Source organism: Bacillus cereus group sp. BceL062, assembly GCF_051780025.1.
In the GTDB taxonomy this organism is placed as follows: Bacteria; Bacillota; Bacilli; order Bacillales; family Bacillaceae_G; genus Bacillus_A; species Bacillus_A toyonensis.
In genome coordinates this window covers 762,746-788,561 of record NZ_JBPWGY010000001.1, presented here as the reverse complement: position 1 = coordinate 788,561, position 25,816 = coordinate 762,746, and the positions used below count along the sequence as shown (strand labels likewise).

The following is a 25,816-nucleotide window of genomic DNA, read 5'->3' as shown; positions in this document are numbered from 1 at the left end:
TATTAAAAAATCTGACCAACTTCAATAAAGCGCCATATTCATTAATGGATTTTCATATTTAACAAACACACATATAACCATTCAAATAGGGTGCTTTTAATTTGTTCTATAGAAATTACATAATAAGCATAGATTTGTATGCTCTCATTCAATGAATCTTAATATATATGCTCCTTACCAATATTCTTCACCAAGTCATTGAATAACTACACATAAACTCCTTATATCTCTAGATAAACTACCGATTAGCTCCATATAGACTCTAGATAACCTATATAGAATATAAGTTATCAAGGAGGTAAGAAAAAATGAACTTTATGAAACGAGCAATTCTCAGTATGAAAAAAAGAATAGGAACATCATTAATTTTGATGGCAGTCTTCCTAATTGTTACAAATTTAGTGTTGGCAGGATTTACAATCCAAAATGCATCAAAAAAAGCTGCGGATGCAGCAAGAAAAAAACTAGGTGCAGATGTTACTTTAAGTCTTGATTTTGACAAATTAGGTCAACAAGCTCGGGAAACTGGAGAGATGCCTAATCCACCGAAGCTCAACATGAAAGAAGCAGATCAATTAGCGAAGTCAAAGTATGTAAAAGACTATAATTACATAAGTAATACTTTCGGAATCTCGGATGGACTTAAACTAGTAGGAGCTTCAGAAGGAGAAGAAGAAGGAAAAGGTAAAGCGGGAATGGCGGCTGTACGAGGCGGTTCAAGCTCCGGTACAGAAATAGATATGAATGCTTCCTTTATGATTGAGGGAGTTCGCAAGACTGCATTACAAGAAAGTTTTAAGAATGGAAAAAGTAAAATTATTGATGGGAAACCAATTACAGAACAGATGAAAGACCAGAATGTAGCTTTAATGGAAAAACGATTAGCGGAATTAAACAATTTGAAAGTAGGAGACAAAGTTAAAGTGCAATCAGGGGATAAGAAGGAAACCCTCGAGGTTGAAATTATCGGTATTTACGAAACGAATGAGCAAGCAATGGGTCAACAGGCGCCTCCTATAATGGATCCAGCTAATAAACTATATATGCCGCATTCAACTATGAAAAAATTAGAAGTAGATCAAGGTATAAGTAGCATTCAAGTCGTGTATTTCTTGAAAGATCCACAAAACATTGAAGCATTTAAAAAAGAAGCAAAAAAATCTGATATTGATTTTAATTATTATAAATTAGATGCACATGATTCGTTGTACAAACAAATGATTGGGCCTATCGAAAATATCTCATCTACTTCTCAAATGATTATTTATATTGTATCAATTGCAGGTGCGATTATATTAGGGTTAATCATTATGTTATCGATTAAGACACGCCGTAAGGAAATGGGGATTCTATTGTCCATTGGAGAGAAAAAGTGGAAGCTGATGGCGCAGTTCGTAGTAGAAGTAGTATGTATCGCTATTTTAGCATTTGGATTATCCATAACAACAGGAGCTAAAGTTTCTCAATATATAGGGGATAATTTACTTTCAAGTGAAGTTGCTACAGCAAGCGAAGAAACAAACACCCCGCAAAATGGTACTGTAATGATGTCTGGACCTGGTGGAACTGTACAAAATCAAAAAGAGGACCCGATTGATAAAATTGATGTAAGTGTAACAGGAGAAGATGTAGGGAAAATGGGAGGGATAGGACTAGCTATTGCTATATTAGCAACGCTTCTTCCAGCATCATCTATTCTACGTTTAAATCCAAAACAAATTCTTTTAAAAGATGAATAAGGAGGCTCGATATGGAAACGATTTTACAATTTAAAAATTTAGACTATTACTATGAAAGTAATGGCAAAAATGTAGCGATACTAGATAATGTTAATTTTTCTTTTCAAAAAGGGCATTTCTACACAATTTTAGGACCATCCGGATCTGGCAAAACCACAACTCTAAGCTTAGGTTGTGGACTAGATATCCCTAAAAATGGTTATGTACTGTATAATGGCAAAGATATTAGAAAAATTGGTTTGGATCGATACCGTAATCAACATGTATCTGTAATTTTCCAATCTTATAACTTGATTACCTATATGACCGCTCTTCAAAATGTCCTAACAGCAATGGAAATTACAGGTGTTAAAGTGCAAAATAAAACAGCAAGAGCATTAGAATTATTAGAGCGGGTAGGACTCACAGAAGCTGAAGCGAAACGAAACGTCCTGCAACTAAGTGGTGGGCAACAACAGCGTGTAGCAATTGCTCGAGCATTATCTTGTAATGTTGATTTACTGATTGCGGATGAGCCAACAGGAAACCTCGACGAAGAAACGGCAATGGATATAATAGAACTGTTTCAAGAACTTGCACATAAAGAAAATAAATGTATTATTGTTGTGACGCACTCTCAGGAAGTTGCTAAAAAATCAGATCGTGCAGTTTATTTAAGTAAGAAGAAGTTAGTAGTAAACGAAATTTAATATAAACACTCTAGCTTTTCAATTCACATAATTTTCAAGAATTGGTTTCTTCAAATATTAATATTTGATATACAATAAAACCAAGCCATAATCAAAATGGTCTCACTGTATGGAATGTTAAGATAGTTTGTTGTTCCTTTTTTTAACAATATTTGAAAAAGAACTTGTAGCATATTCTACAAGTTCTTTTTGTTATGACCGGTTATATTATTTAGGAATTACATATAAAAAAAGGGACAGTATTTAGATCATACATCTAGAGAATGTCCCGTTTAACTGTTTATCTGTATAGTTATTGAAGAATTAAACCTACAATCATAATGAAACTAAATACTATCATCCAACCAAACGCACAATATCCGAAAATTCTAATCCATTTAGGCAATTGATTCATGTTAACTTTATTTGTGGGAATTCCTTGCATAGAAAACATCATTTTTTGATCTCTATCCCTATTATTTTGTTGTTCATACATAATATCATCACCCTTCTAGAACGATTGTGTTTATAGTATATCAGCCTGGAGGTAACTAAGCACAGAATATTCGACAACTATAGTGAATTAATCTGTTTTCCAGTGCTGCATACTAAATTTTAAAAAACTAAAATTGGATTACTCAACAGCTATATACTAAAGTATTTGCTCATTTAAAACATAGTAAACCTTTTAACAAGAGATGCTTATTATTTGGTATTGAATAATGTAAATACATTCAATAATACTTCTTAGCGTTTAGATACGTAATTGTCTTTCAAACGATATGTACCGTAAAGTAGGAGCAGCTTACATTCATGACTATTATTATTTATTCGTTACTTTTAAAACATCTAACACTATTTTCGTTGCATCTGCAATAAGCTTATCATCGTACTTCGCATCCTCTTTCGCATGATTAGAAAGTATCGCAAGAATAATTGGCTTCTTATTTGGTGGCCAAATGATTGCGATATCATTCCTTGTTCCATAAGATCCAGAGCCAGTCTTATCGGCTACTTCCCATTCTCCTGGAACTCCAGCACGAATTAAGTTGTCCCCCGTAGTATTTCTTTTCATCAAATCTATTAAAAAGTTCCGATTCTCAATTGAAAGTATATCGCCTAGCGCATAAGCTTGAAGACTAGTAGCTAATGCCTTTGGGGTACTAGTGTCACGTGTGTCTCCTGGCTGCACTTCGTTTAATTCTGGTTCAAAACGTTCAGGATTTGTGACAGTATCTCCTATTTCTCTCAGTGATTTTTTGAATTCACTTGGCCCACCTAATTGCGTAAGAATAAGATTTTGTGCAGTATTATCGCTATATCGAATGGAAGCATCCGCAAGTTCTTTCAAAGTCATACCTGTATCTATATATTTTTCAGTAATTGGATTGTAATTCACAAAATCTTTGCTAGTATACTTAATTCTTTGATCTAAATCTTCTATTGATTTCTTTTGTAACAGTGCTCCAACAGCAAGTGCTTTGTGGGTAGATGCGTATGCAAAACGTTCATCTGAACGATAAGTAACAGTTTGATTCGTACTTGTGTCCAATGCATAAATACCAAGTTTAGCATCATATTCTTTTTCAAGTTTAACAAAAGAATGATTACTTGTATTTTCTTGTTTTGTTTGTTTCGGAGGTTCGGATTGAATATTACTATTGGAACAGCCTATAAGCGTTACACATGAAAGTAATACTACAGGTAGCATCTTTTTATAATGCGAAATGTGAAAAAACTTCTTTGGAACGATCATACATTTTCAACCTCTTTCAAGAATTTATGGATTTTGTATTGGTATTTTACATACCAATACAATTAACAAATGTACAGGATAGGACTCATCTTGTATTTCTTGCATTACAAAAGGAGAGAACTACCAAGAACACCTTTTTATACGTAATAGACAATCTAAGTAACACATTTGTTCCATTTATGAGTACGGTTATTAATATATCCATTAATTTTATTTATAAAAATCACAAAAACAAGAAGCTCCATCACAATATCATCGGAAATATTATCTAAAGACGATGATTTTTCAAATGGCTTTTATACTAGACGAATTAATGTCATGTTGTGGCTACGCGGATACATTGCTAACCATCTGCACGTTTAGAAGTCTGAAGACCACTTTATCTTTAGTAAACAAAAAGATTTGCAAAGTGAGAAACAATGAGAGGATTCTTTTTTTTCAACTAAAGGGGTGCTTTAGTTCATGGGACCTTCCTCAGTCTTTCTTTTTAGGGAACACATCACCATCCAGCTAAGGAAAGCTGCCTTTAAACTAGAAACTTATTCTATCCAAGGAAATATATTGCATTATATAATAAATACTATACCATTCTTACAAATAACGGGAGAGACTCTATGAGAAATGTAATAATTTATTTCGGAATCTTTTTTATGATTGTATTAAGCGGTTGTATCCGATTTGGAAAAGACACCACAAATACGATTTATCTCATTCCTGAAGCGTACGTAGGAGATCTAGTGGTACTATACAATGTACCTGGAGCGGAATTATTGCCAGAAGAAGACGGTTTTCGTGTAGTTACATTCACCGCAGACGGAACCGCAGTAACATCTACAGCCGATATGAAATATGGTACGGTTAACGATACCTATTACACGGTAAACAAGGAAGGGAAGCGCACTAAACTTGACGAGAATTGCATACGCGCTGGTTCAAATGGAAGCACTACTGAAAACGTTGGTGAAGAAAATGAGTACACTTTCCCATATGCAAAATTTGAAGTTACACAAAGTGCATGCTCACAAAGCTTTTCATCAAATGGAAGAGAAGTACCAGAAAATCAAGAACATCCTGTAAAAAATAAGATGATGGACTTACTGGCACGTGTAAAAGAGCAGTATATGAAAGTGAAAAGCTAGATTTTTAAATTTTAAAAAGGGTGAATTGATGTATGATGTTAGGGATAGGATTGATTGTGTTAGGCATTTTAATTGTTAGCATTGTATCTTACCGAGAAATAAAAAAAGCAGGGGGCGTAACCTGGATCGAAATTGTATTCTATCCCTTTGGATTATTAATAGGTGCGCTACTAGACCACTTTGATCTACCAGAGTTTCTAATCCTGTTAGGTTTACTGTGTATTGTATTTGGTAGCTGTATGGTCATGGGCGTCAATATTTTATTCTGTAATTCTTATTTTTACTGTCTTGTATGGTGAAGACTAAGGCACATAGGGATAGCAGTGCAAGTATAAAGCTTAACCAGTTAAATGTACTGTCTATAATAAGTATTGAGATGAAGATGCCAGAAAAATAAATTAACATCGCAATAAAAAGATATGCATCACGTTTTAAAGACTTTAAAGTTCCTATTCGTTTCATCTCTACTTTCTGATGCTATGTTACAAAAAAGAACCCGCACATCTGCAGATTTTCCAGATTGTGATTTTTAAATATGTAACTCAGTTCTAACGATATAATATGTTGAGTTACTAAAAAATCAAATATAAAATTGTAAAAAACTTTTATAAATCTTGATGCGTTAGAAATATAGGGCGAATCTTTACGAACTGTTTCCTATGAATACGATTCTATTAATCAATTAAGGAAAGAAACATTAGCAGATGGAACGATCAATGCGTATGAATATGATGGATTTGGAAACCGTACGAGTGATATCATTTTAATTCTTCTGCAAATGGTAGTAGTTCATCTTGAATCGAGGGATTCATTAGAAAGGATGACGCTTTTGAGTATTTGAGGGTATTAAAACCTCTTGAGTTGATGGACATGTATGGTGACCCCCGTTTATGAAAAATAAAATTCTTTAAAAATGGAGAGCCGCGACCATAAACCTGCATTATTAATGTAGAATTGTGATGCCGGCTCTTTATTCACTAAAACGGCAAGTTAGTGAATAAATTGTTCATATGTATTTAAAGCTTATTTTCGGGAGGAGCTTAAACAATGAGAGCATCATATCAAGTATTGATTTTTCCTTATATAAAAACGGATGATTCCATTCAATATGCCATTTTTAACCGAAGTGATTATGGTTATTGGCAAGGAATAGCTGGTGGTGGAGAAGATGGTGAGACTCCTATTGAATCAGCAAAACGGGAAGCGTTTGAAGAGGCTGGTATTATAAGAGAATGCCCATATATAACATTAGATTCTGTGTCGCCATTACCAGTAGAGGATGTAGTTGGCGGATTCCTTTGGGGAGAAGAAGTTTATGTAATAAAAGAATTTTCTTTTGGAGTTAAAGTTCCTACAAAAAATATTTCATTATCTAAGGAACACTTCAATTATAAATGGTTATGCTTTGAGGAAGCAGTAACCCTTTTGAAATGGGATAGCAACAAAACAGCATTGTGGGAATTAAACAAAAGGCTATTAAAACAATTAAAGTGTTAGCTAACAAAGACGTTAGTGGAACAACAATTGAGCAATTTAAAAAAGCTTTGCCACACTTCAAATGCAGCAAGGCTTTTATTTTTCTTAGTGTGGTTTTTTTTGATTTGCGGTCTGTACCTCAACATCAATGGTAATAACTATAGGTTTTCTAAAACCAACTAGTGATCAAATCCATTTAAGAATTTTATATATACAATTGTTATGCTAACTCCAAAATCAAATTATAAAATGAACTATCCTAAACTTGAATCAATTTCATAATCTATTTCCACTATAATGATTTCATCATAAGTTTATACTTACTACAAAAACAAATAAACTCGTCCTACTAAGAGGGGAGTTTGTTTGTTTTTTGTTTAGATAATGGAATGTTCATGCAAAATTGCACACTATGTTCCATATTTTTTATAGAATACTTTATATCTAGCGTTTCAAGAATTTGTTTCACAATATATAGTCCTAAACCGCTTCCTCCAGTATTTCGATTCCTTGATTTTTCAATTCGATAAAACGGTTTGAAAATTTGTTGTATATCTTCTTCTTTAATATTGACACCTGTATTCATAATTTGCATTTTAATTTGACCTTGTTTAGGATCCTTACTTAACTGTATATAAACTTTTTCATTATGTGGTGAATACATAACCGCATTATGGATAATATTTTTACATGCTTTTTCTAAAAGAATATAATCTGTATAAACGGAAAGATCAGAATCAATTTCTTTTATTATTTGGATGTTTTTTTGTGAAGCGAAAAATTCGAGATCTTTTGTAATTGTATTTATTAACTTTGAAAGATTAACTTTTTCTACTTTTAGTTTAAAGGTGTGTTGTTCTAATTTCGATACGCTTAAAATTTCACGAACTAATTGTTCCATACTTTCAATAATTTGATGATTCTTCTTTAAATATTGATCGCGATTTTGATAAGGGCCAATATTGTATATCATTCCTTCTAAGTATCCTTTCATTACAGTAAGAGGGGACTTTAATTCATGTGCTACAATCGCAAAAAACTCTCTGCGTTTTGTTTCTATTTCTCTTTCTTTTTCAATATCATTTTTTAATTGTTCATTTGCTTTTTTTAAATCAAACATAGCTTGTTGCAAGTTAATAGACATGTCATTCAAACTATTAGATAATTCTCCTAACTCATCTGTAGAGCGAACCTCAATTTTTTCGGAGAAATCTAAATTTGCCATCTTTTGTGCACCTTCATTAATATAAATAAGTGGCTTTGTAATAAACCTGGAATAAAAATAAGCACTCCCTATACCAATAACGAGCACAATGATACTAATATAGGGGAGAAAGCGTACTAAAACCTGTGAAGCTTCATCAATCGGTTGAAATGTAGCAAACACTACAAGCGTTAAACTACCATCTTGAAATTGAATTGGTTTCGTAACGTTATATGAATTGCTAAGGGTACTTGCATTCTCGAATCGTGTTGCTTTAGTAACTACTGTTTTTTGCGTACCACTTTGAATAAAAGAAAATGAAGGAGAGTAAATAATTATTCCTTCTTTATTTTGAAGATAAAGCATCGCATTATTTTTTTTGGCGTATTCATCAAAAAGTGGTATCGCATCTTGAAACGTAAGATTTTTAGATTTATCAATGATTTCGTTTATCCCTGTTTGAAGTTGATCTGTTTTATATTGCTCATAAAACGTCGGAAGAAAGAAGTATAAAGTTAAATAAATCAATATTGCAAAGGATAATAAAATGAGAGATGTAGTCATAAAGAGTTTATAAGTAATTTGCTTCATTTTCATGAGTTTCACAATACTATTCATCAATTTTATATCCAATACCCTTTATTGTTTTAATATAAGGGATAGCTAATTTTTTGCGTAGGTTTTTAATATGTGTATCGATTATTCGTGTTTCTCCAAAATAATCGTAACCCCAAACTTTTTCTACGATATTTTCTCTTGTAAGTACTTTTCTCTCATTTTGAAATAGTAGTTGTAGAATTTCAAACTCTTTTGTCGTTAATATAATTTCAACGTCATTTACATATACTCTATATGCATCCACATCAATACGCACTTCTTTAAATATTAAATGATTATTTACATTTTTATCATAACTTCTTCTAAGTACAGCTTCGACTCGTCTAATCAAAACATGAAATGAAAAGGGCTTTGTTATATAATCATCGATCCCAAGGTCGAATCCTTTCATTTGATCTTCCTCTTCTTCCAACGCAGTTAGCATAATAATTGGTACGTTTGACTGACTTCGAATCATTTTAGAAACTTCAAACCCATTAAGATTGGGCATCATGACATCTAGAAGAATTAAATCAAATGATTGCTTATTAAATTGTGTCATACCCTCTAGTCCATCTGAAGCGACTACCACTGTATAATGCTGTGTCATTAAAAATTGTTTAATTAATTCCTGAATTTCTTGATCGTCCTCTACCACGAGAATATGATAGTTTTTCATAATATCACCTCTGGTAGTCATTATAGCCGTACTATCTGGAGTTTATGTGGAGATACAATAGGAACTTCATAGGACGTTTAACGTATTAGCTTCATTTTCAAGAATGTGTATTCTCCAAAAAAATATTATTAGCCATATTCCGTTTTATGAAAAAATAATTGTATGCTTGAAAAAACTTATCGTATGAAAAGCTGAACGATTTATATTTCTAAAAAACTAATGTATAATATTGGGAAATACATGTGATTTCTTAAACTGTGTGAACATATACTTTCGCTACTTACTAGAAGGGGAAACGGAAATGAATTTCAATATAAAAAAAGCTAGCGAAATTATAGAGTGTACGTCACAAACTTTAGAGTTTTTTTGCTAATTTAGTAAGCGCTTAAGGTGTGAACTAAGGATTATTTAAATCATGCGAGAAAGGTTGTGAAATTATTTGATGGGTTATAAAGCGATGCTGTTTGATTTAGATGATACATTACTTGATAGGGATAAAGCAGTAGAGGCATTATTTTTAATTGTTTTAGAAAAGTGTTATGAAAATGTAGACGGTGTGGCTAAAAGCAACATGTTACAGAAATTCAAAGAATACGATAAAAGAGAATATGGCATAAGTAATAAAACGACAGTTTTAGAATCATTGTTCGATGAATTCACGCCAAGGTATAGATTGCCACGCAATTACATCCAAGATTTTTGGAATAATAATTTCCCTAGATGTTTTTCAATAGACCAAAATACTATTCATTTCTTAAATCAAATAAAGAAGCACTTTAAAGTTGGAATTATAACAAATGGATCAACTCAGAGGCAAAAAGCTAAAATATTTAACACGAATTTAAATAGGTATTTTGAAACAATCATTATTTCTGAAGAAGTGGGATTGAGTAAACCTGATAAACGTATATTCGAACTAGCATTACATGAGCTAAATTTACAACCGGAAAATACTTTATTTGTTGGGGATGACTTAGAAAAGGATATTGCTGGTCCTCAAAATGCAAATATAAAAGGTGTGTGGTTTAACCCTCAGAAAATCAAGAATACTACCAAAATACAACCATATGCCGAGATTAACACTTTGGATAGTTTGTTAAGTTATGTTACTCCACAATATTTTTATAACAAATAAAGGCGATTATATATATATTCAAAAATACAAAAAAAGAAACTATCATTAATTTCATTGACCGTATTAGTAATAAAAAATAGAGGCGATTTTAATAGCTGCAGCTAATTTAATCTATGATTAAAACAATTTTACTCATACTGTGTAAATTATAAAGGGGTGGGACTATGGAAATAAAGAAAGTAGTAATCGATGGAATCAATATTGCGGTCATTAGAAACGATAAGGTATTAATATCGGATGTTCAGTCTGCATTAGATACTATGGCAACAGTTCAATATGAGGTAGATGCGAAACATATTATTATCCATAAATCTTTAATAAGTGAAGATTTCTTTGATCTAAAAACACGGCTTGCGGGCGATATCCTTCAAAAGTTTATAAACTACAAAGTAAAGATTGCTATTGTTGGGGATTTTTCTACGTACACTAGTAAAAGCTTAAAAGACTTCATTTATGAATGTAATAAAGGTAATGATATTTTTTATTTAGCAACTGAACAACAAGCAATTGAAAAATTGAGTACATTGAAATAATCTAGTCAACCTGCATAATCATGTTCCACTAAAATACCCCTCTTTTTCACGTCGTTATTACTATATATTATCTATACGATATATAAGAACTAACGTTTGTGATAAACTAAAAGATGGATAAAGGGGGCGTTTACTTGAACAACTTTAATGATATCATTCAAAATTTAAATAACATAGTATATAAACCTAATAACTTAATAATCACTAATCTAAAAGAAGAAAGACAAAACTCAGAGTATGCTGGGGCGTTATTTCACTTAAATAACAAAACGATACGTTTTAGAGTATCAAAAATTACTCCTAACAAAATTGGTCAATTTGTTTCTTTTTGGGAGAAAAATGAAAACATGCAAAATCAAGCGTTTTCTTATGACGCTGCTCCTGACTTATTAGTTATCACTTGTATTAACGATCATAAACTAGGACAATTTATTTTCCCAAAAGAGATTCTTCTTGAAGAAAAAATATTAAAAATTCAAAGTCAAAAAGGAAAGATGGCTATGAGAGTTTATCCTATATGGGATAAACCTGTTAGTAATCAAGCTAAAAAGAGCCAAATGTGGCAACTTCAATATTTTATTGATTTAAGTAATATTAATAATGTATCCATAGACAAACTATTACATTTATATTCGTAACATCCCAGAGTAAATAAGAGGCAATCTTGTGAATTAGAATTTTTGTACCGGTACAGTTAAACGAAATGTACATTGTTACAGTACCTCATCACATATACAATCAGCATATATTATTTAAACTTATAACTTATTAAGGGGTGCTGAATATGACAAAGTTACAAGACCAACTCTTTACAAGATTAAACCTTGAAAAACGTACTGAAATAAAATTTGAAGAATTAAGTACAATACTCTTTGCATTTGCTCACACAATACCGTTTGAGAATTTAGATGTTATAGCAGGTAATATAAATGCAATTTCTATGAAAAACTTACAAGAGAAAATTTTAACTAGTTCCCGCGGTGGGCTTTGTTATGAATTAAATACTCTTTTTTATTATTTTTTAAAAGATAGTGGTTATGATGTACAACTCGCACTAGGTACTGTATATAAAAATGATATAAACGCTTGGGCGCTTGAGGACGGACATATAACAATTATTTTAAATAAAGATAACGTACAGTATTTAATTGATGTAGGTATAGCTTCGTTAGTACCCCTCGTTCCTGTACCTTTTACTGGTGAGTCTGTTTCTTCAAAAAACGGTTCGTACCGGGTAAGACGAAAAGATACGAGTAAAGGCAATTATGTTCTAGAAAGAATAGATGTTGCTGGAGAATGGAAAGTTTGTCATGCTTTTTATACTCATATTATTGACGAGACAGTAGTAAACGATGTTCAAAGAAGAGTGGTAGAAGATGAAAAGTCTATTTTCAATAAAGGACCAATTGCAGTAAAGTTGACGAACGCTGGCCATATCTCTTTAACGAATTCTAGTTTAACTAAAATGATGTATGGAGCAAAAACTAAGCGTGAAATTACAGAAGATCAATATAGAGAGCTTTTATATACTTTATTTGCTATTGAGTTGTGATTGTACAAATAGCCTGTTCTTATTCGGAATCGGCTATTTGTATAATTTTTGGTTTAAAAGGTTTTCTTCTAATGTTTTTAATGTTTCTGCAGCCTCTTCATATGAATTAAAAACTGGTTCTTTTCCATCATCCTCTTGTAAAACCAATTCTTCAAATAAAGATTTTTGTTCTTTTGAAACAGAATAATACTATTTAAAGTTTGATTTTCTAAATAGATATAATACACTAGAACAGTATAAAAAAGTATGTACAATGAATTTCGAATGTAAAGGAAGATTATTATGTCAGTTATCGATAAATTGAAACTTAATAAGTATACGAATATGGTTGTTATTAACGAACCAATTGATTATGACATTTTCACAGGTAAAGAAACTGCATTTTCAAAAGAACACGATGCTATTTTTATTTTTGTTGAAACGCTCGATGAAATGGTGAAACAAACGAATTTTATTATTAGTAATGAAGCATTATTACTTGAAAAAGGTTATATCTTTTTCGCATATCCGAAAAAAGGTAATGCTCGTTACAGTACGTTTATTCACCGCGATGAGATGTTTCCAGCATTAAGCGTTGGAGAAGATGGCTATGTAGGAGAAAGCGAAATTAAATTTGCTCGAATGGTAAGTATGGATGACGTCTTTACTGTTGTAGGCTTAAAGCGTGAAAAGAAAAAAGCGACGAAAACGCCTGCTATGAGTCAATGTGTTGCTGATTATGCAGATCGAATTAAAGATGTTGAAGCTTTATTAGCTAATCATCCCAATGAACTTAAATTTTATCAAAGTTTAACTCCTGGATATCAAAAAGATTGGGCACGTAATTTATTTTCTGTGAAACAAGAAAAAACACGTGAAAAACGTTTTGAGAAAATGATTGAAATCCTTTCACAAGGCTATAAAACAATTGAATTATTCCGTAAGAAGAAAAAATAACGATTAGGAAAGTCACAATGATGAAACAATTAATTGCGATGAGTACATTGAAAAAAGGATTCCTTCTATTATACTTAAGAATGTTCTTATATTTATATAATTAGCAAAGAGAAAAGGTGTTTGAAATGAAATCGTATATTGTAGTTGGATCTGGAATTTTAGGAGCGTCTACTGCTTATCATCTGGCTAAGGCTGGTGCGAATGTTACTATCGTGGATCGCCAACAATTAGGGCAAGCAACTGATGCAGCAGCGGGTATAGTATGCCCATGGCTTTCACAACGTCGTAATAAAGCGTGGTATAAAATCGTTAAAGGCGGTGCACGTTACTATTCATCGTTAATTCAACAATTAGAAGAAGACGGTGAAACGGATACAGGGTACAACCGTGTAGGTGCAATTAGTTTACATACTGACGAGAAAAAACTAGATCAAATGGAAGAGCGAGCTTATAAACGCCGTGAAGATGCTCCGGAAATTGGTGAAATCACTCGCTTATCAGCTGAAGAAACGAAAAAATTATTCCCAGCATTATCGGAAGAATATAGTTCGGTTCATATTAGTGGTGCTGCACGAGTAAATGGAAGATTATTACGCAACGCATTAATAAGCGCTGCGAAAAAACATGGTGCAACTTTCATAAAAGGAGATGCAGTATTAGTTCGTGAAGGGAATCATATTACTGGAGTTAAAGTAAATGACGAGACAATTTTAGCAGAAAAGGTTATTGTAACTGCTGGCGCATGGGCGAACGAAATATTAAACCCATTAGGAATTAATTTCTTAGTTACGTTCCAAAAAGGACAAATTGTTCACCTGCAAATGGAAAATACAGCAACAGAAAATATGCCAGTTGTTATGCCACCAAACGATCAATATATTTTAACATTTGATAATGGTCATGTCGTAATTGGTGCGACACATGAAAACGAGACTGGTTTTGATCATCGTGTAACAGCAGGTGGATTACATGAAGTATTCCATAAAGCATTAGCAGTTGCACCTGGTTTAGAAAATGCTACAATGCTTGAAACGAGAGTTGGATTCAGACCATTCACGCCTGGATTCTTACCTGTTATTGGCCCACTACCTAACTTTGAAGGTATTCTCGTTGCGAATGGATTAGGAGCTTCAGGTTTAACGGCTGGTCCATATTTAGGATCTGAATTAGCTAAACTAGCGCTAGGACAACCAATTGAATTAGATTTAAATGATTATGACGTTGCTGGTGCAATTGAATAAATAAAAAAGATTAGGAGCGAATCCTAATCTTTTTTATTTATAAATATTTTTTGTAATTATATCACTATCAATTCCAAAACGGGATATTTTGAATAAATGAAAACGTCAAAATAATTGTTGATGTGGAACCGGCCGTTAATAAAGTTACTATTTTTCGTCCATTCTGTTCTTTTGAAGGTTTTAAAAGTTCTGTAATCAACACAATCCATATTATTATAGAAACTATAGAAATAATATTTATAGACATATGTAACACACTCCTTCTTGTTTTTAAATGGACATTTCTTCTTTTGTAAAATAAAAGCAATATGATAAGAAAATATGTACAGCGTTACAAATTAGTATTTTCCTGTCAGACCTCCTTTTTTAAATAGAAATACGACTGATAGAATGATAACAACAGCTTTCAAACTGCCCCAATATGGATAAACAGCATGATCTGTTAAACTAGCATATTGAAAAATATTCTCTAAACCGAAAATCCCAATTATGACCGCTAAAAGGAATGAAGCTGATCCAAACTTCTCATTACGATAGAGGATAAATAAATACACTGTGAAAATTAGTGGTAAGATGATTTGTAGTACGATTGTCATCGTTGGTCCCCCTAGATTGTATATACTTATATTATATGCAAAATTGTAATAAAAAGGAATATTGTTTGTTTAATACTAATAGAACTACTTTTATCATATTCTTCTATAAAAAGAAGCAAAAGGGGTGTAAAGTTAATTGACAAAAATTCAAGTTAGTTTACGGCCCATTGTTCATAATATAAATTTACCGACTGTGATGAAAACCACTATACTTCCGGGTGATTCAACTGAAAGACTATTTGTCGCAACTCAATTAGGAGAGATTTTTTACATAGGAGACGGAGCGATAAAGACATTTTTAAATATTCGTAATCGGATTATTAAATTAGGCACATCTGAAGAAGGCGTTTCTAGTAGTGGCTATGATGAGCGAGGGTTACTAGGACTAGCGTTTCATCCACAATTTAATCATAACGGTTTATTTTACCTTCATTATTCAGTAGCTGGAACTCAAGGGGCTGGTGCGCTTTCAGAACAATTTAAACCGAATCCTTGTGACCCTAAATCTTTAAACTTAAAGTGGGTAAATAGAGATGCTCAATATGACCATATTGATGCAATTGAGGAATGGATTTTACAATCAAACGGTCAACCTGAAAAACGAAGAACATTACTTAATATAAGAAGGCCATTTTTCAATCATAACGGCGTTAATAGTTTAAATTTTTCACCGGAGACTGGAAAACTTATTTTTACAAATGGAGATGGTGGATCAGGTTATGACCCATTTAATTTAAGCCAAGATGATTTAGAAATAGCAGGTAAAATCATTGAAATCGATGTAAGTAAAAATACAATCATACATAATCCTCCAGTAGTAACGTGCTTTAATGAACTTCCTTTATCTATACAAGAAACCCTTACAGTAATTGCGAAAGGTGTTCGAAATATAACCGGTATTACATTCCAAAGGTTTTATAATCAATATATCAAATACGCTGGAAATGTCGGACAGGATATCGTAGAGTCGATTTTCTCGTTTGTTCATTATAAATCAATTCCGGTTACAGAACTTGTTCAAACGTATTTAATGAGTTCTACTCCTAATCAAGAAGGATTTCTTAATTTTGGTTGGCGAGGATGGGAAGGAGATTTACCAACCTCTTTTATAAGACACTGTTCTGAGAATCCTACTTTGGATGAGAGGATAATGGCTTATTATGATGAAACAATCCAAACATCAGTGAAGCGTATTCAGCCTCTTATTAGTTATTTCCATAAAGACTCTAGACCAGATAAATTTGGAGGAACTTCACTTACAGGAGTTCAGCCATATATGGGGACTGCAATTCCAAATTTAACAGGTAGTGTCGTATTTACTGACCTCGCTAAAAAAGAAGATTCTCGTCCTCCAGTTAAAGGTGTTTTAGCATATACTAGAGCCGGTATAGACGGTAAACATAATGATTTTCATGTTATTGAAACCAATTATGATTTTGGTACGCAAGCAGCTTATTATATGAGTTTAGGAGCAAATTTGGATCAAACTAAATTATATTTAGGTGTTTACGGTTCTATGAAAGTATCTGATTTTAACAAAGGTACTATTTATGAGATTGTTCCTTGATATGATATAAACTCTCAGTCTACATTCTTCAAAATGCACGACCTGTCGTCTCCCTAAAAATACTACTATGAATAAATGACTCCTGGATAGTGAGTCATAACCAGGCAGAAAGTAACACATAAACAAAAAGTGTATGAATAATATAGAAAGTGATGAATGAGGTATCTTTAGGGGGTATTTTGATGAATCGGTTTGTACGTTATTGGTATCAACTGATGATAGAGCATGACGCGAACTTTGTTCATAAAAGAAAGTTGTCCCTTGTAAATAAGTTAGCAATGACAGCTTTAATGAGCGCATTGGCCATCATGTTTCAAGTAGCTGGGAACTTAATTCCTAGTATAGGATTACTCATTAGTCCATTTGCGACGTTACCGATTTTCTTTGCTATTTGTTATTCTATTCGTGAGGGACTACTTTCTTATGCCCTTACTATTTTCCTGTTATTTATTATTCAACCAAGCGAACTATTTGTTTTCCCTTTTACTACTGGCTTATTAGGCATAGCGTTAGGAGTATCCTTTTCAAAATTAAAGAGGAGAATATGGGTTGTTTCCTTTTCTGCGATATGCCTACTTATAGGTATTATGATCATTCTCGATATTTTCCGTTTTCCAGTACTTGGCCCTACTGTTCATACAACTTTAGACATAAAAATTATTTTATCAATCTTTGTACTGAGCTTTCTTTACTGCTGGATCTATGCAGGTTTTTGTAGAATAATATTGAATAGAGTATATAAAGTATTGTATTAATCATGTCATATAATAGTTTTAGACGAATATATGTTGTGATGATATATAAATTCAAAAAGAAGCAATTCACATGATAAAGTTATTGTTTAACACCAAAATACATTTACAATATAAGCTGTTCTCGTATATTTTCATAGATTGGAGAATTCATTCATGACTAACGTTGCGATTAGAAGGCCGAATTTGGATGATTTAGAGGAACTTCACTTGTTTTTCCGTATAGTTATTACGGATACATATAAAAATGAAGGATTATCACAATTATTGGATGACATAGAAAATGAAATTAACTCGAAAAAGCAATATTTAAAAGATGATTTTGATAGTAATGGAGAAAATCGTTACTTTTTATTAGCGATAGATACAAATAACGATAAAATGATTGGAACAATTGAAATTGGTCCAGCAAGTACATTGATTACTAGTTGTACAGGCGGTGTACTTAAGGATTTGTATGAAATAGGAACTGTATTTATACTTCCTGAGTATCAAAGAAAGGGTATAGGGAGTTTACTATTACATGCAATGTATCTTACATTACTTAGCAGAGGAATAACAGAATACTGTTTAGATAGTGGATACAAAAAAGCACAAAGTATATGGACGAAGAAGTTTGGAGAACCTAGTTATGTACTGAAGGATTATTGGGGAAAATCAAGTAATCATATGATTTGGAAGAAGAGTTTACATGATACACCTATAATATTTGAATTATAAAATGAAATATGCCTCTGGACATAGCTTTTCTTACGTATGTATGCTATTATTTATCTTTATAATAAAAGAGGACGTGAATGAACTTGATTAAAATTAATATTCCTGAAGCTGATGTTTCAATTACTGAACGTAAACAAGTTATTAAAGGAGACGAGGCAATCATTACTCCAATTAATGGTTTTATCGATTTCCACTTGTTCCCTAGAGATAAAGGTGGCATTTTTATGTTTTACAATATTAATGACGAACTGCTTTTCGTAGGTAAAGCTCGTAAAATTAGACAACGTATTAAAAAACACTTTGAAGACAATGTTTCACCAATTAAAAATCATCGTGACGAAGTATACCGTATTGATGCATGTATCGTAGAAGATCCAACAGAAAGAGAAATTTACGAAACATATATCATTAATGAATACAAAGCAAAATATAACGTTGATAAAGTATTCTATAAATAAGCAACATAAACGAAAAACAATCCTAGCATTTATACTGGGATTGTTTTTTTATTTAGCTTTATTCTTCATTTCTTTCTCCTTTTTTAAAATAATTAGCAGCAATTAAACAGAAAACCCCTATAAATAAAATTATTATTCCGAGCGTTTTATGTTTTCCTTCAAAGAAAGGAATGTCTGAAATAACATTAGTCATACATAATCCTAAAAACACAAGGATAGGACCCACCCAAAGTAATACATTGCCGAATTTTGTATGCCTCCACATATTAACCCACCTCGACTCTCTTTACATATATATCCATAATTTAAAAGTAAATTCATAGAGAAATATAGTTTTTTTCATATCGAAAATTTAACCTTCATATATTGGTACAAGCAAACGAGAAAGGAGACCATCATGAATTGGTTAGAAGCTTTTATTTTAGGCATAATTCAAGGTTTAACAGAGTTTTTACCGATCAGTAGTACAGGGCACCTTTATTTGGGACGACATTTGTTTCAATTAGATGAAGCAGGATTGTTTTTAGATACGATGCTGCATATTGGGACTTTGCTTGCGGTGTTTATTTATTACAAAAAAGAATTTATATATTTAATGAAAAATCCATTTTCAAAGCTTATGTCATTACTTATCGTTGGGACGATACCTGCGGTTGTAATCGGTTTATTATTTAAAGACTTCTTTGAAGATATTTCAAAAACAGGCATTACCATCGGTTGGGAGTTTTTAGTGACAGGTTTCTTTCTATATATGACCGATAAACAAAAGGATGGTCGTAAAAAAATGGACGACATTACATATAAAGATGCATTTATCATTGGTTCATTTCAAGCGGCTGCTATTTTCCCGGCAATTTCTCGATCTGGAATGACGATTGTCGCTGCTTTATGGAGAAAACTAGACCGTGAAACAGCAGCATACTTTTCTTTTTTATTATCTACGCCAGCAATAGTCGGAGCAATCATCTTGCAATTTATAGATGTTTTGCAAGGGAAAGCAGAATCTATTTCTAGTACATCATTAATTGTCGGAACGTTATCAGCAGCTTTCTTTGGTTACATAGCAGTTTCATGGATGATTCAATATTTAAAACGTCATTCCTTAAAAGTATTCGCGTATTACGTATGGGGATTAGGTATTTTAATTTTAGCGTTGCAATTTACTCATGTATTTTAATTATAATGATAAAGAAGCAATGTAATTAAGGTCCTGTTTCATTTATACACGACAGGATCTCTTTTTATTAAGGGGGAGAATATGTTTAATAAGGCTATTGTTATTGGTGGAAGTATGGCAGGAAAGTTTGCAGCAAAGGCATTATCAACTTCTTTTAAAGAAGTAATCATTTTAGAAGTCGGTGACAAATGGGATGGAAAAGCTTCAAGAAAAAGAGTTCCACAAAGCGATCATCCTCACGTGTTATTAAAAGGTGGAGAAAAAGCAATTGAAGAATTGTTTCCTACTATTACGAATGAATTAATAGAAGCGGGCAGTATTATAAATAACTTTACGCGTGATTTGAAATGGCATCAATTTGGTCTATGGAAACAACCATTTATAGGGGAAGTACATATGATTCAACAAAGTCGTCCTTTATTAGAATGGCATATTCAAAAACGAATTGATCAAGTTTCAAATATTACTATTACATATAAAACATTGGTTAATGGTTTATTAGTAGATGGGAAGCTTAACAAAGTGTGTGGAGTAAAAGTTAAATATTTAGAGACAGGCATGCAAGAAGAAGTTTATGCAGATATTGTAGTTGATGCAAGTGGATTTGGCTCAAAAAGTATGGAGTGGCTACGAGAATACGAAATTGAAGTACAAGAAGAGAAAGTTCGTATCGATTTATTTTACACAACAAGAATGTTCCAACTTAAAGAAAATGAGGAGTTAGACTGTTGTAATATGCTAATGTCTCCGAGTTTCCCTGAAAACCCTTATGGCGTTCTTATTCAAACGATTGAAGATAATCGTTATTTTGTTACTTTCAGTGGATACGCAAATGAGAAAGCACCACAAACAGATAATGAATTTTATGATTTTGCTGAAAATCTATCAATCCCTAATGTAACAGAGTTTCTAAACAAAGCTGAGGGGATTACTGATATAAAGACATACAAAATTCCTTATCAAGTACGTCGGCGATTTGATTTAGTTAACAATGTACCAGAAGGGTTGTTAGTAGTTGGAGATGCACAATGTCGTTTTGATCCTGTTTTCGGTCAAGGTGTTTCAGTTGCTGCTATGGAAGCTCATCAATTGCAATTACTTCTGCAAAGTAGAAAACAGCTCGATAAAACATTTACACAACAATTTTATAAAAAGACAGCTGACATAATAGAAACCCCTTGGGATATGACAACAACGGAAATATCACGTCACCCGCAGCTAAAGAGAGAATTAACTACGAAACAAAAATTTCAGCTATGGTATACGAAACAAATATATCGACTTTCCGCAAGTGATTCTGATGTTTATATTCGGTTAGTACGAGTGATGAATTTAATTCGTAGTCCATTTCACCTTTTTCATCCTAAAGTGCTACTAGCTGTATTACTTAATCGAAAGAAATAGCAGGAATATAATTGATTAAAAAAGAATGTATAACAGTTAGTAAATCAAGAAGGAGAATACGGGATGGAAATATACATAGAGCAACTAAAAAAACAAGATGCTGCGGATTTATTTACATTTGAACTTACGAATAAATCTTTTTTTGAAACGATGGTACCAAATCGTGGTTCGCAATATTTCGATTTTGAATATTTTCAAAAACTATTAGACGATTTATTAATTGAACAGGCAGATGGAAATTCTTATTTTTATTTAATTCGTAATGAAGAAAAAGAAATTGTAGGACGAATTAACTTAGTAAATATAGATACCGAAACTCGAATCAGTTCGTTAGGTTATCGAGTCGGAGAAAAATTCACTAAAAAAGGAGTTGCAACAGCAGCTGTAAAATTAATTTTAGACGTAGCGAAAAAAAATGAAATTAATGAGGTTCATGCTAAAACAACGACTAATAATCTTGCATCACAAATTGTACTAGAAAAAAGCGGATTTTCTTTTAAAAATGAAGCAGATACAACTTCTGTAGAATTAAACGGAGAACGAGTAAATTTTGTACATTATATTTGCAGAACTACTTCGTGTTCAAAATAATAGGGGGGACTTATTCATGAATGATTTACGATATCCAATTGGCCAATTTACATACAAGCGTCCTATTACTGAGGAAATGATTGATAAATGGATTCAAGAAATTGAGGATGTACCTACTGATTTAGCACAGGCAATTAAAGATTTAGATCAGAAGCAGTTAGACACACCGTATCGCGTTGGTGGATGGACAGTTCGTCAAGTTGTTCATCACGTTGTTGATAGCCATATGAATAGTTACATACGCTTTAAATTAGCACTAACAGAAAAGAATCCAACTATTAAACCGTATAAAGAAGAAAAGTGGGCAGAATTGCCAGATTCGAAACTACCTGTAGATGTTTCACTAGTAATGCTAGATTCATTACATAAAAGATGGGTTAACCTTTTATATTCATTAGAACCTACTGATTTAGAAAAGACATTTAATCATCCTGAATCTGGTGAAACAAAACTGGCTGTTGCAATTGGACTATACGCATGGCACGGTCGTCATCATACAGCTCATATTACTTCATTAAGAAAGCGTCTAGATTGGTAAGATGAATATTATACTAAAAAGAGCAACTGAGAAAGATGCACTGGACATATTTACAATGCAAATTACATCATTTTATCCGTTATTAGAGAAGTATCAAGACTATGAGACGAGTCCAGCAAATGAGCCGATTCAACGAACGATGACAAGAATAAAATACCCAAATGGTGGATTTTATAAAATTATAGTAGATGGTCAGTTTGTTGGGGCAATATGTATATATCATAAAGAAAAAACAAATCAATTTTGGATAAGTCCTATGTTCATACATCCAGAGTTTCAAGGAAACGGAATTGCTCAAAAAGTATTATTATTAATTGAGGCGATGTTTCCTGAAGCGATGAGTTGGGAACTTGCTACTATTTTAGAAGAAGAGAGAAATTCTTTTTTATATGAAAAGATAGGTTATAAAAGAACAGAAGTTATAAAGAAATTAAATGATAAAGCTACGCTTATTTATTACAAAAAAGAAAGGTAAAGCATTAGAAATACGCTTTACCTTTTTATGTTAATAGTGATTAAATATACAAAAATATTGTATATACTTCCAAAATATTCGGGTTAGTAATTTCGTAAATGAATAAAAATACGAAATTACTATTTTGTCGTATATGTTACTAACGCTTTTTGAATGCTTAAAATACTATCGTCACCTTTAAATTCTTTTGCAATTGGCTCATCCATACTAGACACCCAAATTTTAAGCTCTGCATCTAAATCAAAATGCCCAGCTGTTTCAATGCTAAATTGTGTAATACTTTTATAAGGAATAGAATGATACTCTGTTTTTTTACCTGATATTCCTTGTTTATCTACTAAAATAAGACGACGATTTGTAAATACGATTAAATCGCGAATTAATTTATAAGCATGCTCAACTTTCTCATCGTCTAGCATAATCTTCTCTAAATCACGTTCTACACTTTCTGTACTCGCATTCGATGCATTTCCTAAAATACCGCTAAATAAGCCCATATGAAATTCCTCCTTTAATATATGTAGGATGTGTTACTTATATTGTACCATGCTACTTACTAAGAAATTATGACATTACTTTAGTAGTTTCTGGTTATTGTTGTAATTCAATTATATAACCTCATCTTAAAATCTTGTGCTAATATGTAAGTAAGAAAAAAGGAGTAGAGGGATATAGCATGAAGAATATTGGTTTAGTATTAGAGGGCGGAGGAATGAAAGGTTTATATACTGCAGGAGTACTCGAATATTTCATGGAACAAAACTTATTCTTTCCGTATGTAGTCGGTGTATCTGCTGGAGCGTGTATGGGAGCAACCTATTTGTCACGTCAAAAAGGAAGGAATAAGAAAGTAAATACAGAGCTAGTAGCAGATCACAGATATATATCTTATCGAAATTTAATCCGAAAACGTGAATTATTTGGTATGGATTTTTTATTTGACGAAGTACCAAACAAGATTGTACCTTTTGATTTTCAAACTTTCCTACATTCAAATGAACAGTTTGTAATTGGAACGACCGATTGCGATTCAGGACAGGCTGTTTATTATAATAAAACAGAACATGGAAATGATATTTTAAAAATCATTCGTGCCTCAAGCTCTGTACCGTTTATAGCACCTGCTGTAGAATACGATAATCGAAAGTTGTTAGATGGAGGGATTATAGATCCTATACCAGTTTTTAAAGCGCAAAATGATGGTTATGAAAAGAACGTTGTTATTATGACAAAACCAGAAGGATATGAGAAGCAGCGAAATAAATTTTCTGGCCTGGCTAAAATTTTATATAGAAAATATCCGAAAATCGCAGAGACTTTAGTAGAGCATTATCGTTTTTATAATGAGACGATATCTTATATGAATCAAAAAGAACAAAAAGATAATTTTTATGTTATTCAGCCTAGCGTACAACTTCCTATAAGCGGAATAGAAAGAAATAAGGAAAGGCTTGTTAATCTATATAATCTTGGGTATATCGATGCTCAATATCACTATGAAAACTTATTAAATTGGATAGAGAAATAAAGGAGTGGGTATTTGAAGTTAGGAAAACAAGTTATGTTTAATGAATTGCAAAAAATGCATAGTCCTCTATATAAACCATTTCCGAATTGTGACATTCGAAAAATACGGAAAGATTATAAAAATATGTTCACAGAAGATGATTGTATAAGCGCTGATTTAAATTATTATTGGATGCATACAGCAGCGACTTTGAGTTACGTACTTAATGAAAACGAAAAGGAAATTTCGTTTGAGCAAATAAAGTGGCTGAGAAAATCATTTTTCGAATGGTTTCCGCAATATCGTTCTATAGAAACAGAAATTGTGAAGTATCCCGTTTTGTATAGAGATTTCATGAATTATGAGAAGACCCGGAAACTATTACTTTATTACCTTACCGAATAAAAGCGAAAACGTACAGGTTACATTACTTGTGCGTTTTTTTGTTCATAAAATACACAATATTAACAACTTGTTTTTATAGGAATTCTATAGAGAAAAGAGAAGTACATATAGAATACGACAAAGAAGGGAAGAGGAGTGTACTCAATAATTAGTCCTAAGTTAGAGGAACTTAATAATCAATTAAAAAATGGAAACGAGAAAGCCTTATACACTTTTTTGCATGTAATAAAGTCAAATCATACACCATTAATAGAACAATGTCCTGTAGATAATCAGTGTAAGCTTATCACATATTCATATTTATACTCCTCATAATTATTCTCAAACTCCACACCTTCAAGAACTTCTCATTGTATTTGATGGGAATTCATTCATTAATAACCTTTCAATCGCAAGAACACTCAATTATTTAATTCACACAAAAGAAATCCCATCTTGTATTGCTGTTGCAATAGATCCTGTTGATCGACTAGAAGAGTTAACTTATAACGATAAAATGAATTTATTTTTAACGGAGGAATTACTCCCATGGATTCAGACAAAGTATTGTGTGCATCAAAAAGTGAACCATACAACAATTGCTGGATTCAGTCTTAGTGGCTTAGCAGCTTGGTATGCAGCGCTTCAAAATCCACACATTTTCGGGAACGTGTTGTCAATGTCTTGATCCGTTCATTAGAAAAAAGATGGTTATGAAAATAAAATTCCTTGGATTTAAAATCAAATTTCAACTATAGGTTCAAATGCAACTCAACCTCATTTTTATATAGCAGCAGGAGAACTTGAAAATAAACCTCTTTTAACGGCTAATAGACGCCTGTATAAAGCTTTAATAGAAAAAGAATACCAAATTACTTACGAAGCGTTTCAAGGCGGTCATGACGGTGTTTGGTGGCGAGAAAAGCTATTTGATGGGTTGAAAGCATTAAAACTTACAAAAACAACAATATAAAATAAAAAGGAGAGAGTAT

At 32.3% G+C, this 25,816-nt stretch carries 30 protein-coding genes and 3 pseudogenes; 25 read left to right on the top strand and 8 right to left on the bottom strand.

Annotated features, from left to right (window positions below; genetic code table 11):
• Positions 1–308: 308 nt before the first annotated feature.
• Both ACS2MN_RS03935 and ACS2MN_RS03930 read left to right on the top strand, forming a co-directional pair.
• On the top strand, positions 309–1,739 hold the full coding sequence (locus ACS2MN_RS03935) for an ABC transporter permease (protein ID WP_198130435.1): 1,431 nt from the start codon (positions 309–311) through the stop codon (positions 1,737–1,739).
• An 11-nt stretch (positions 1,740–1,750) separates the two neighbouring features.
• Positions 1,751–2,428 carry an ABC transporter ATP-binding protein gene (locus ACS2MN_RS03930; RefSeq protein WP_000447842.1) on the top strand — a complete coding sequence of 226 codons (678 nt, stop codon included), beginning with the start codon at positions 1,751–1,753 and terminating at the stop codon, positions 2,426–2,428.
• Between the two features lie 292 nt (positions 2,429–2,720).
• On the opposite strand, the gene ACS2MN_RS03925 is transcribed toward ACS2MN_RS03930, so the two are convergent.
• The gene (locus ACS2MN_RS03925) at positions 2,721–2,903 is read right to left on the bottom strand and encodes a hypothetical protein (RefSeq protein WP_000273228.1); all 183 of its coding nucleotides are present in this window, start codon (positions 2,901–2,903) and stop codon (positions 2,721–2,723) included.
• A gap of 327 nt (positions 2,904–3,230) precedes the next feature.
• The gene (bla, locus tag ACS2MN_RS03920) at positions 3,231–4,163 is read right to left on the bottom strand and encodes a class A beta-lactamase (protein ID WP_346994829.1); all 933 of its coding nucleotides are present in this window, start codon (positions 4,161–4,163) and stop codon (positions 3,231–3,233) included.
• Between the two features lie 240 nt (positions 4,164–4,403).
• On the opposite strand from bla, the pseudogene ACS2MN_RS03915 reads away from it, so the two are divergent.
• From ACS2MN_RS03915 to ACS2MN_RS03895, 5 genes and pseudogenes are all read left to right on the top strand, one after another.
• Positions 4,404–4,526 (top strand): annotated as a pseudogene (locus ACS2MN_RS03915) (helicase); the annotation flags it as partial.
• 251 nt (positions 4,527–4,777) lie between these two features.
• Positions 4,778–5,302, top strand: a complete 525-nt coding sequence (locus ACS2MN_RS03910) for a DUF6843 domain-containing protein (protein WP_001246654.1) — start codon at positions 4,778–4,780, stop codon at positions 5,300–5,302.
• 32 nt (positions 5,303–5,334) lie between these two features.
• The gene (locus tag ACS2MN_RS03905; RefSeq protein ID WP_000979112.1) at positions 5,335–5,601 is read left to right on the top strand and encodes a hypothetical protein; all 267 of its coding nucleotides are present in this window, start codon (positions 5,335–5,337) and stop codon (positions 5,599–5,601) included.
• A 356-nt stretch (positions 5,602–5,957) separates the two neighbouring features.
• A pseudogene (locus ACS2MN_RS03900) lies at positions 5,958–6,053 on the top strand (RHS repeat domain-containing protein); the annotation flags it as partial.
• A 296-nt stretch (positions 6,054–6,349) separates the two neighbouring features.
• The gene (locus ACS2MN_RS03895) at positions 6,350–6,799 is read left to right on the top strand and encodes an NUDIX hydrolase (RefSeq protein WP_001202789.1); all 450 of its coding nucleotides are present in this window, start codon (positions 6,350–6,352) and stop codon (positions 6,797–6,799) included.
• 328 nt (positions 6,800–7,127) lie between these two features.
• Here ACS2MN_RS03895 and ACS2MN_RS03890 read toward each other — a convergent pair whose 3' ends face one another.
• On the bottom strand, positions 7,128–8,600 hold the full coding sequence (locus ACS2MN_RS03890; protein ID WP_346994830.1) for a sensor histidine kinase: 1,473 nt from the start codon (positions 8,598–8,600) through the stop codon (positions 7,128–7,130).
• Entirely contained in the window at positions 8,593–9,258 is a 666-nt protein-coding gene (locus tag ACS2MN_RS03885; protein ID WP_000800727.1) for a response regulator transcription factor, read from the bottom strand. Before ACS2MN_RS03885 ends, ACS2MN_RS03890 begins: the two co-directional genes overlap by 8 nt.
• A 442-nt stretch (positions 9,259–9,700) precedes the next feature.
• Here ACS2MN_RS03885 and ACS2MN_RS03880 point away from each other — a divergent pair, with 442 nt between their 5' ends.
• The 6 genes from ACS2MN_RS03880 (at position 9,701) to ACS2MN_RS03855 (ending at position 14,655) form a co-directional block, all read left to right on the top strand.
• The gene (locus tag ACS2MN_RS03880) at positions 9,701–10,393 is read left to right on the top strand and encodes an HAD-IA family hydrolase (RefSeq protein ID WP_000540722.1); all 693 of its coding nucleotides are present in this window, start codon (positions 9,701–9,703) and stop codon (positions 10,391–10,393) included.
• Positions 10,394–10,557: 164 nt separating this feature from the next.
• Positions 10,558–10,926 carry a DUF4180 domain-containing protein gene (locus ACS2MN_RS03875; protein WP_000403467.1) on the top strand — a complete coding sequence of 123 codons (369 nt, stop codon included), beginning with the start codon at positions 10,558–10,560 and terminating at the stop codon, positions 10,924–10,926.
• Positions 10,927–11,060: 134 nt separating this feature from the next.
• Positions 11,061–11,564: a MepB family protein gene (locus tag ACS2MN_RS03870; RefSeq protein ID WP_140154215.1), complete on the top strand. Its 504-nt coding sequence runs from the start codon at positions 11,061–11,063 to the stop codon at positions 11,562–11,564.
• 146 nt (positions 11,565–11,710) lie between these two features.
• Positions 11,711–12,478, top strand: coding sequence for an arylamine N-acetyltransferase family protein (locus tag ACS2MN_RS03865; protein ID WP_000164014.1), 768 nt, complete (start codon positions 11,711–11,713; stop codon positions 12,476–12,478).
• Between the two features lie 282 nt (positions 12,479–12,760).
• Positions 12,761–13,414: a YdeI/OmpD-associated family protein gene (locus ACS2MN_RS03860; protein WP_000110840.1), complete on the top strand. Its 654-nt coding sequence runs from the start codon at positions 12,761–12,763 to the stop codon at positions 13,412–13,414.
• Positions 13,415–13,539: 125 nt separating this feature from the next.
• Positions 13,540–14,655 carry an NAD(P)/FAD-dependent oxidoreductase gene (locus ACS2MN_RS03855; protein ID WP_000844378.1) on the top strand — a complete coding sequence of 372 codons (1,116 nt, stop codon included), beginning with the start codon at positions 13,540–13,542 and terminating at the stop codon, positions 14,653–14,655.
• Positions 14,656–14,722: 67 nt separating this feature from the next.
• On the opposite strand, the gene ACS2MN_RS03850 is transcribed toward ACS2MN_RS03855, so the two are convergent.
• Together ACS2MN_RS03850 and ACS2MN_RS03845 are read right to left on the bottom strand one after the other, a co-directional pair.
• Positions 14,723–14,902 (bottom strand): hypothetical protein, encoded by a 180-nt coding sequence (locus tag ACS2MN_RS03850; RefSeq protein WP_346994831.1) that lies wholly within the window; start codon positions 14,900–14,902, stop codon positions 14,723–14,725.
• A 91-nt stretch (positions 14,903–14,993) separates the two neighbouring features.
• Positions 14,994–15,251, bottom strand: a complete 258-nt coding sequence (locus ACS2MN_RS03845) for a hypothetical protein (RefSeq protein ID WP_088056219.1) — start codon at positions 15,249–15,251, stop codon at positions 14,994–14,996.
• A 136-nt stretch (positions 15,252–15,387) separates the two neighbouring features.
• Here ACS2MN_RS03845 and ACS2MN_RS03840 point away from each other — a divergent pair, with 136 nt between their 5' ends.
• From ACS2MN_RS03840 to ACS2MN_RS03825, 4 genes are all read left to right on the top strand, one after another.
• A complete protein-coding gene (locus ACS2MN_RS03840) occupies positions 15,388–16,818 on the top strand; it encodes a PQQ-dependent sugar dehydrogenase (RefSeq protein ID WP_438894660.1) in 1,431 nt (476 codons plus the stop codon).
• Positions 16,819–17,000: 182 nt separating this feature from the next.
• Positions 17,001–17,573, top strand: coding sequence for a hypothetical protein (locus ACS2MN_RS03835; RefSeq protein WP_346994833.1), 573 nt, complete (start codon positions 17,001–17,003; stop codon positions 17,571–17,573).
• A 153-nt stretch (positions 17,574–17,726) separates the two neighbouring features.
• Positions 17,727–18,290 carry a GNAT family N-acetyltransferase gene (locus ACS2MN_RS03830; protein WP_224993232.1) on the top strand — a complete coding sequence of 188 codons (564 nt, stop codon included), beginning with the start codon at positions 17,727–17,729 and terminating at the stop codon, positions 18,288–18,290.
• Positions 18,291–18,367: 77 nt separating this feature from the next.
• Positions 18,368–18,748: a nucleotide excision repair endonuclease gene (locus ACS2MN_RS03825; protein WP_001048938.1), complete on the top strand. Its 381-nt coding sequence runs from the start codon at positions 18,368–18,370 to the stop codon at positions 18,746–18,748.
• A 58-nt stretch (positions 18,749–18,806) separates the two neighbouring features.
• Here ACS2MN_RS03825 and ACS2MN_RS03820 read toward each other — a convergent pair whose 3' ends face one another.
• Complete coding sequence (locus tag ACS2MN_RS03820; RefSeq protein WP_000269008.1) at positions 18,807–19,013, bottom strand: hypothetical protein; 207 nt, start codon at positions 19,011–19,013, stop codon at positions 18,807–18,809.
• 132 nt (positions 19,014–19,145) lie between these two features.
• Between ACS2MN_RS03820 and ACS2MN_RS03815 the strand changes: the two genes are divergently transcribed.
• The 5 genes from ACS2MN_RS03815 (at position 19,146) to ACS2MN_RS03795 (ending at position 22,933) form a co-directional block, all read left to right on the top strand.
• The gene (locus ACS2MN_RS03815) at positions 19,146–19,925 is read left to right on the top strand and encodes an undecaprenyl-diphosphate phosphatase (protein WP_001104285.1); all 780 of its coding nucleotides are present in this window, start codon (positions 19,146–19,148) and stop codon (positions 19,923–19,925) included.
• Positions 19,926–20,006: 81 nt separating this feature from the next.
• Positions 20,007–21,329 carry an NAD(P)/FAD-dependent oxidoreductase gene (locus ACS2MN_RS03810; RefSeq protein ID WP_103592144.1) on the top strand — a complete coding sequence of 441 codons (1,323 nt, stop codon included), beginning with the start codon at positions 20,007–20,009 and terminating at the stop codon, positions 21,327–21,329.
• 63 nt (positions 21,330–21,392) lie between these two features.
• Entirely contained in the window at positions 21,393–21,920 is a 528-nt protein-coding gene (locus tag ACS2MN_RS03805) for a GNAT family N-acetyltransferase (protein ID WP_346994834.1), read from the top strand.
• A gap of 16 nt (positions 21,921–21,936) precedes the next feature.
• Positions 21,937–22,458, top strand: coding sequence for a YfiT family bacillithiol transferase (locus ACS2MN_RS03800; protein WP_000999061.1), 522 nt, complete (start codon positions 21,937–21,939; stop codon positions 22,456–22,458).
• A gap of 1 nt (position 22,459) precedes the next feature.
• Positions 22,460–22,933: a GNAT family N-acetyltransferase gene (locus tag ACS2MN_RS03795; protein WP_346994835.1), complete on the top strand. Its 474-nt coding sequence runs from the start codon at positions 22,460–22,462 to the stop codon at positions 22,931–22,933.
• Between the two features lie 119 nt (positions 22,934–23,052).
• Here the strand turns inward: ACS2MN_RS03795 and ACS2MN_RS03790 are convergent, their stop codons facing one another.
• Positions 23,053–23,430, bottom strand: a complete 378-nt coding sequence (locus ACS2MN_RS03790) for a PH domain-containing protein (RefSeq protein ID WP_000522468.1) — start codon at positions 23,428–23,430, stop codon at positions 23,053–23,055.
• Between the two features lie 179 nt (positions 23,431–23,609).
• Between ACS2MN_RS03790 and ACS2MN_RS03785 the strand changes: the two genes are divergently transcribed.
• The 3 genes and pseudogenes from ACS2MN_RS03785 (at position 23,610) to ACS2MN_RS03775 (ending at position 25,797) form a co-directional block, all read left to right on the top strand.
• A complete protein-coding gene (locus ACS2MN_RS03785; RefSeq protein ID WP_000789302.1) occupies positions 23,610–24,461 on the top strand; it encodes a patatin-like phospholipase family protein in 852 nt (283 codons plus the stop codon).
• Between the two features lie 12 nt (positions 24,462–24,473).
• The gene (locus ACS2MN_RS03780) at positions 24,474–24,845 is read left to right on the top strand and encodes a YxiJ-like family protein (RefSeq protein WP_346994836.1); all 372 of its coding nucleotides are present in this window, start codon (positions 24,474–24,476) and stop codon (positions 24,843–24,845) included.
• Positions 24,846–24,980: 135 nt separating this feature from the next.
• Positions 24,981–25,797: pseudogene (locus ACS2MN_RS03775) on the top strand (alpha/beta hydrolase).
• Positions 25,798–25,816 lie beyond the last annotated feature (19 nt).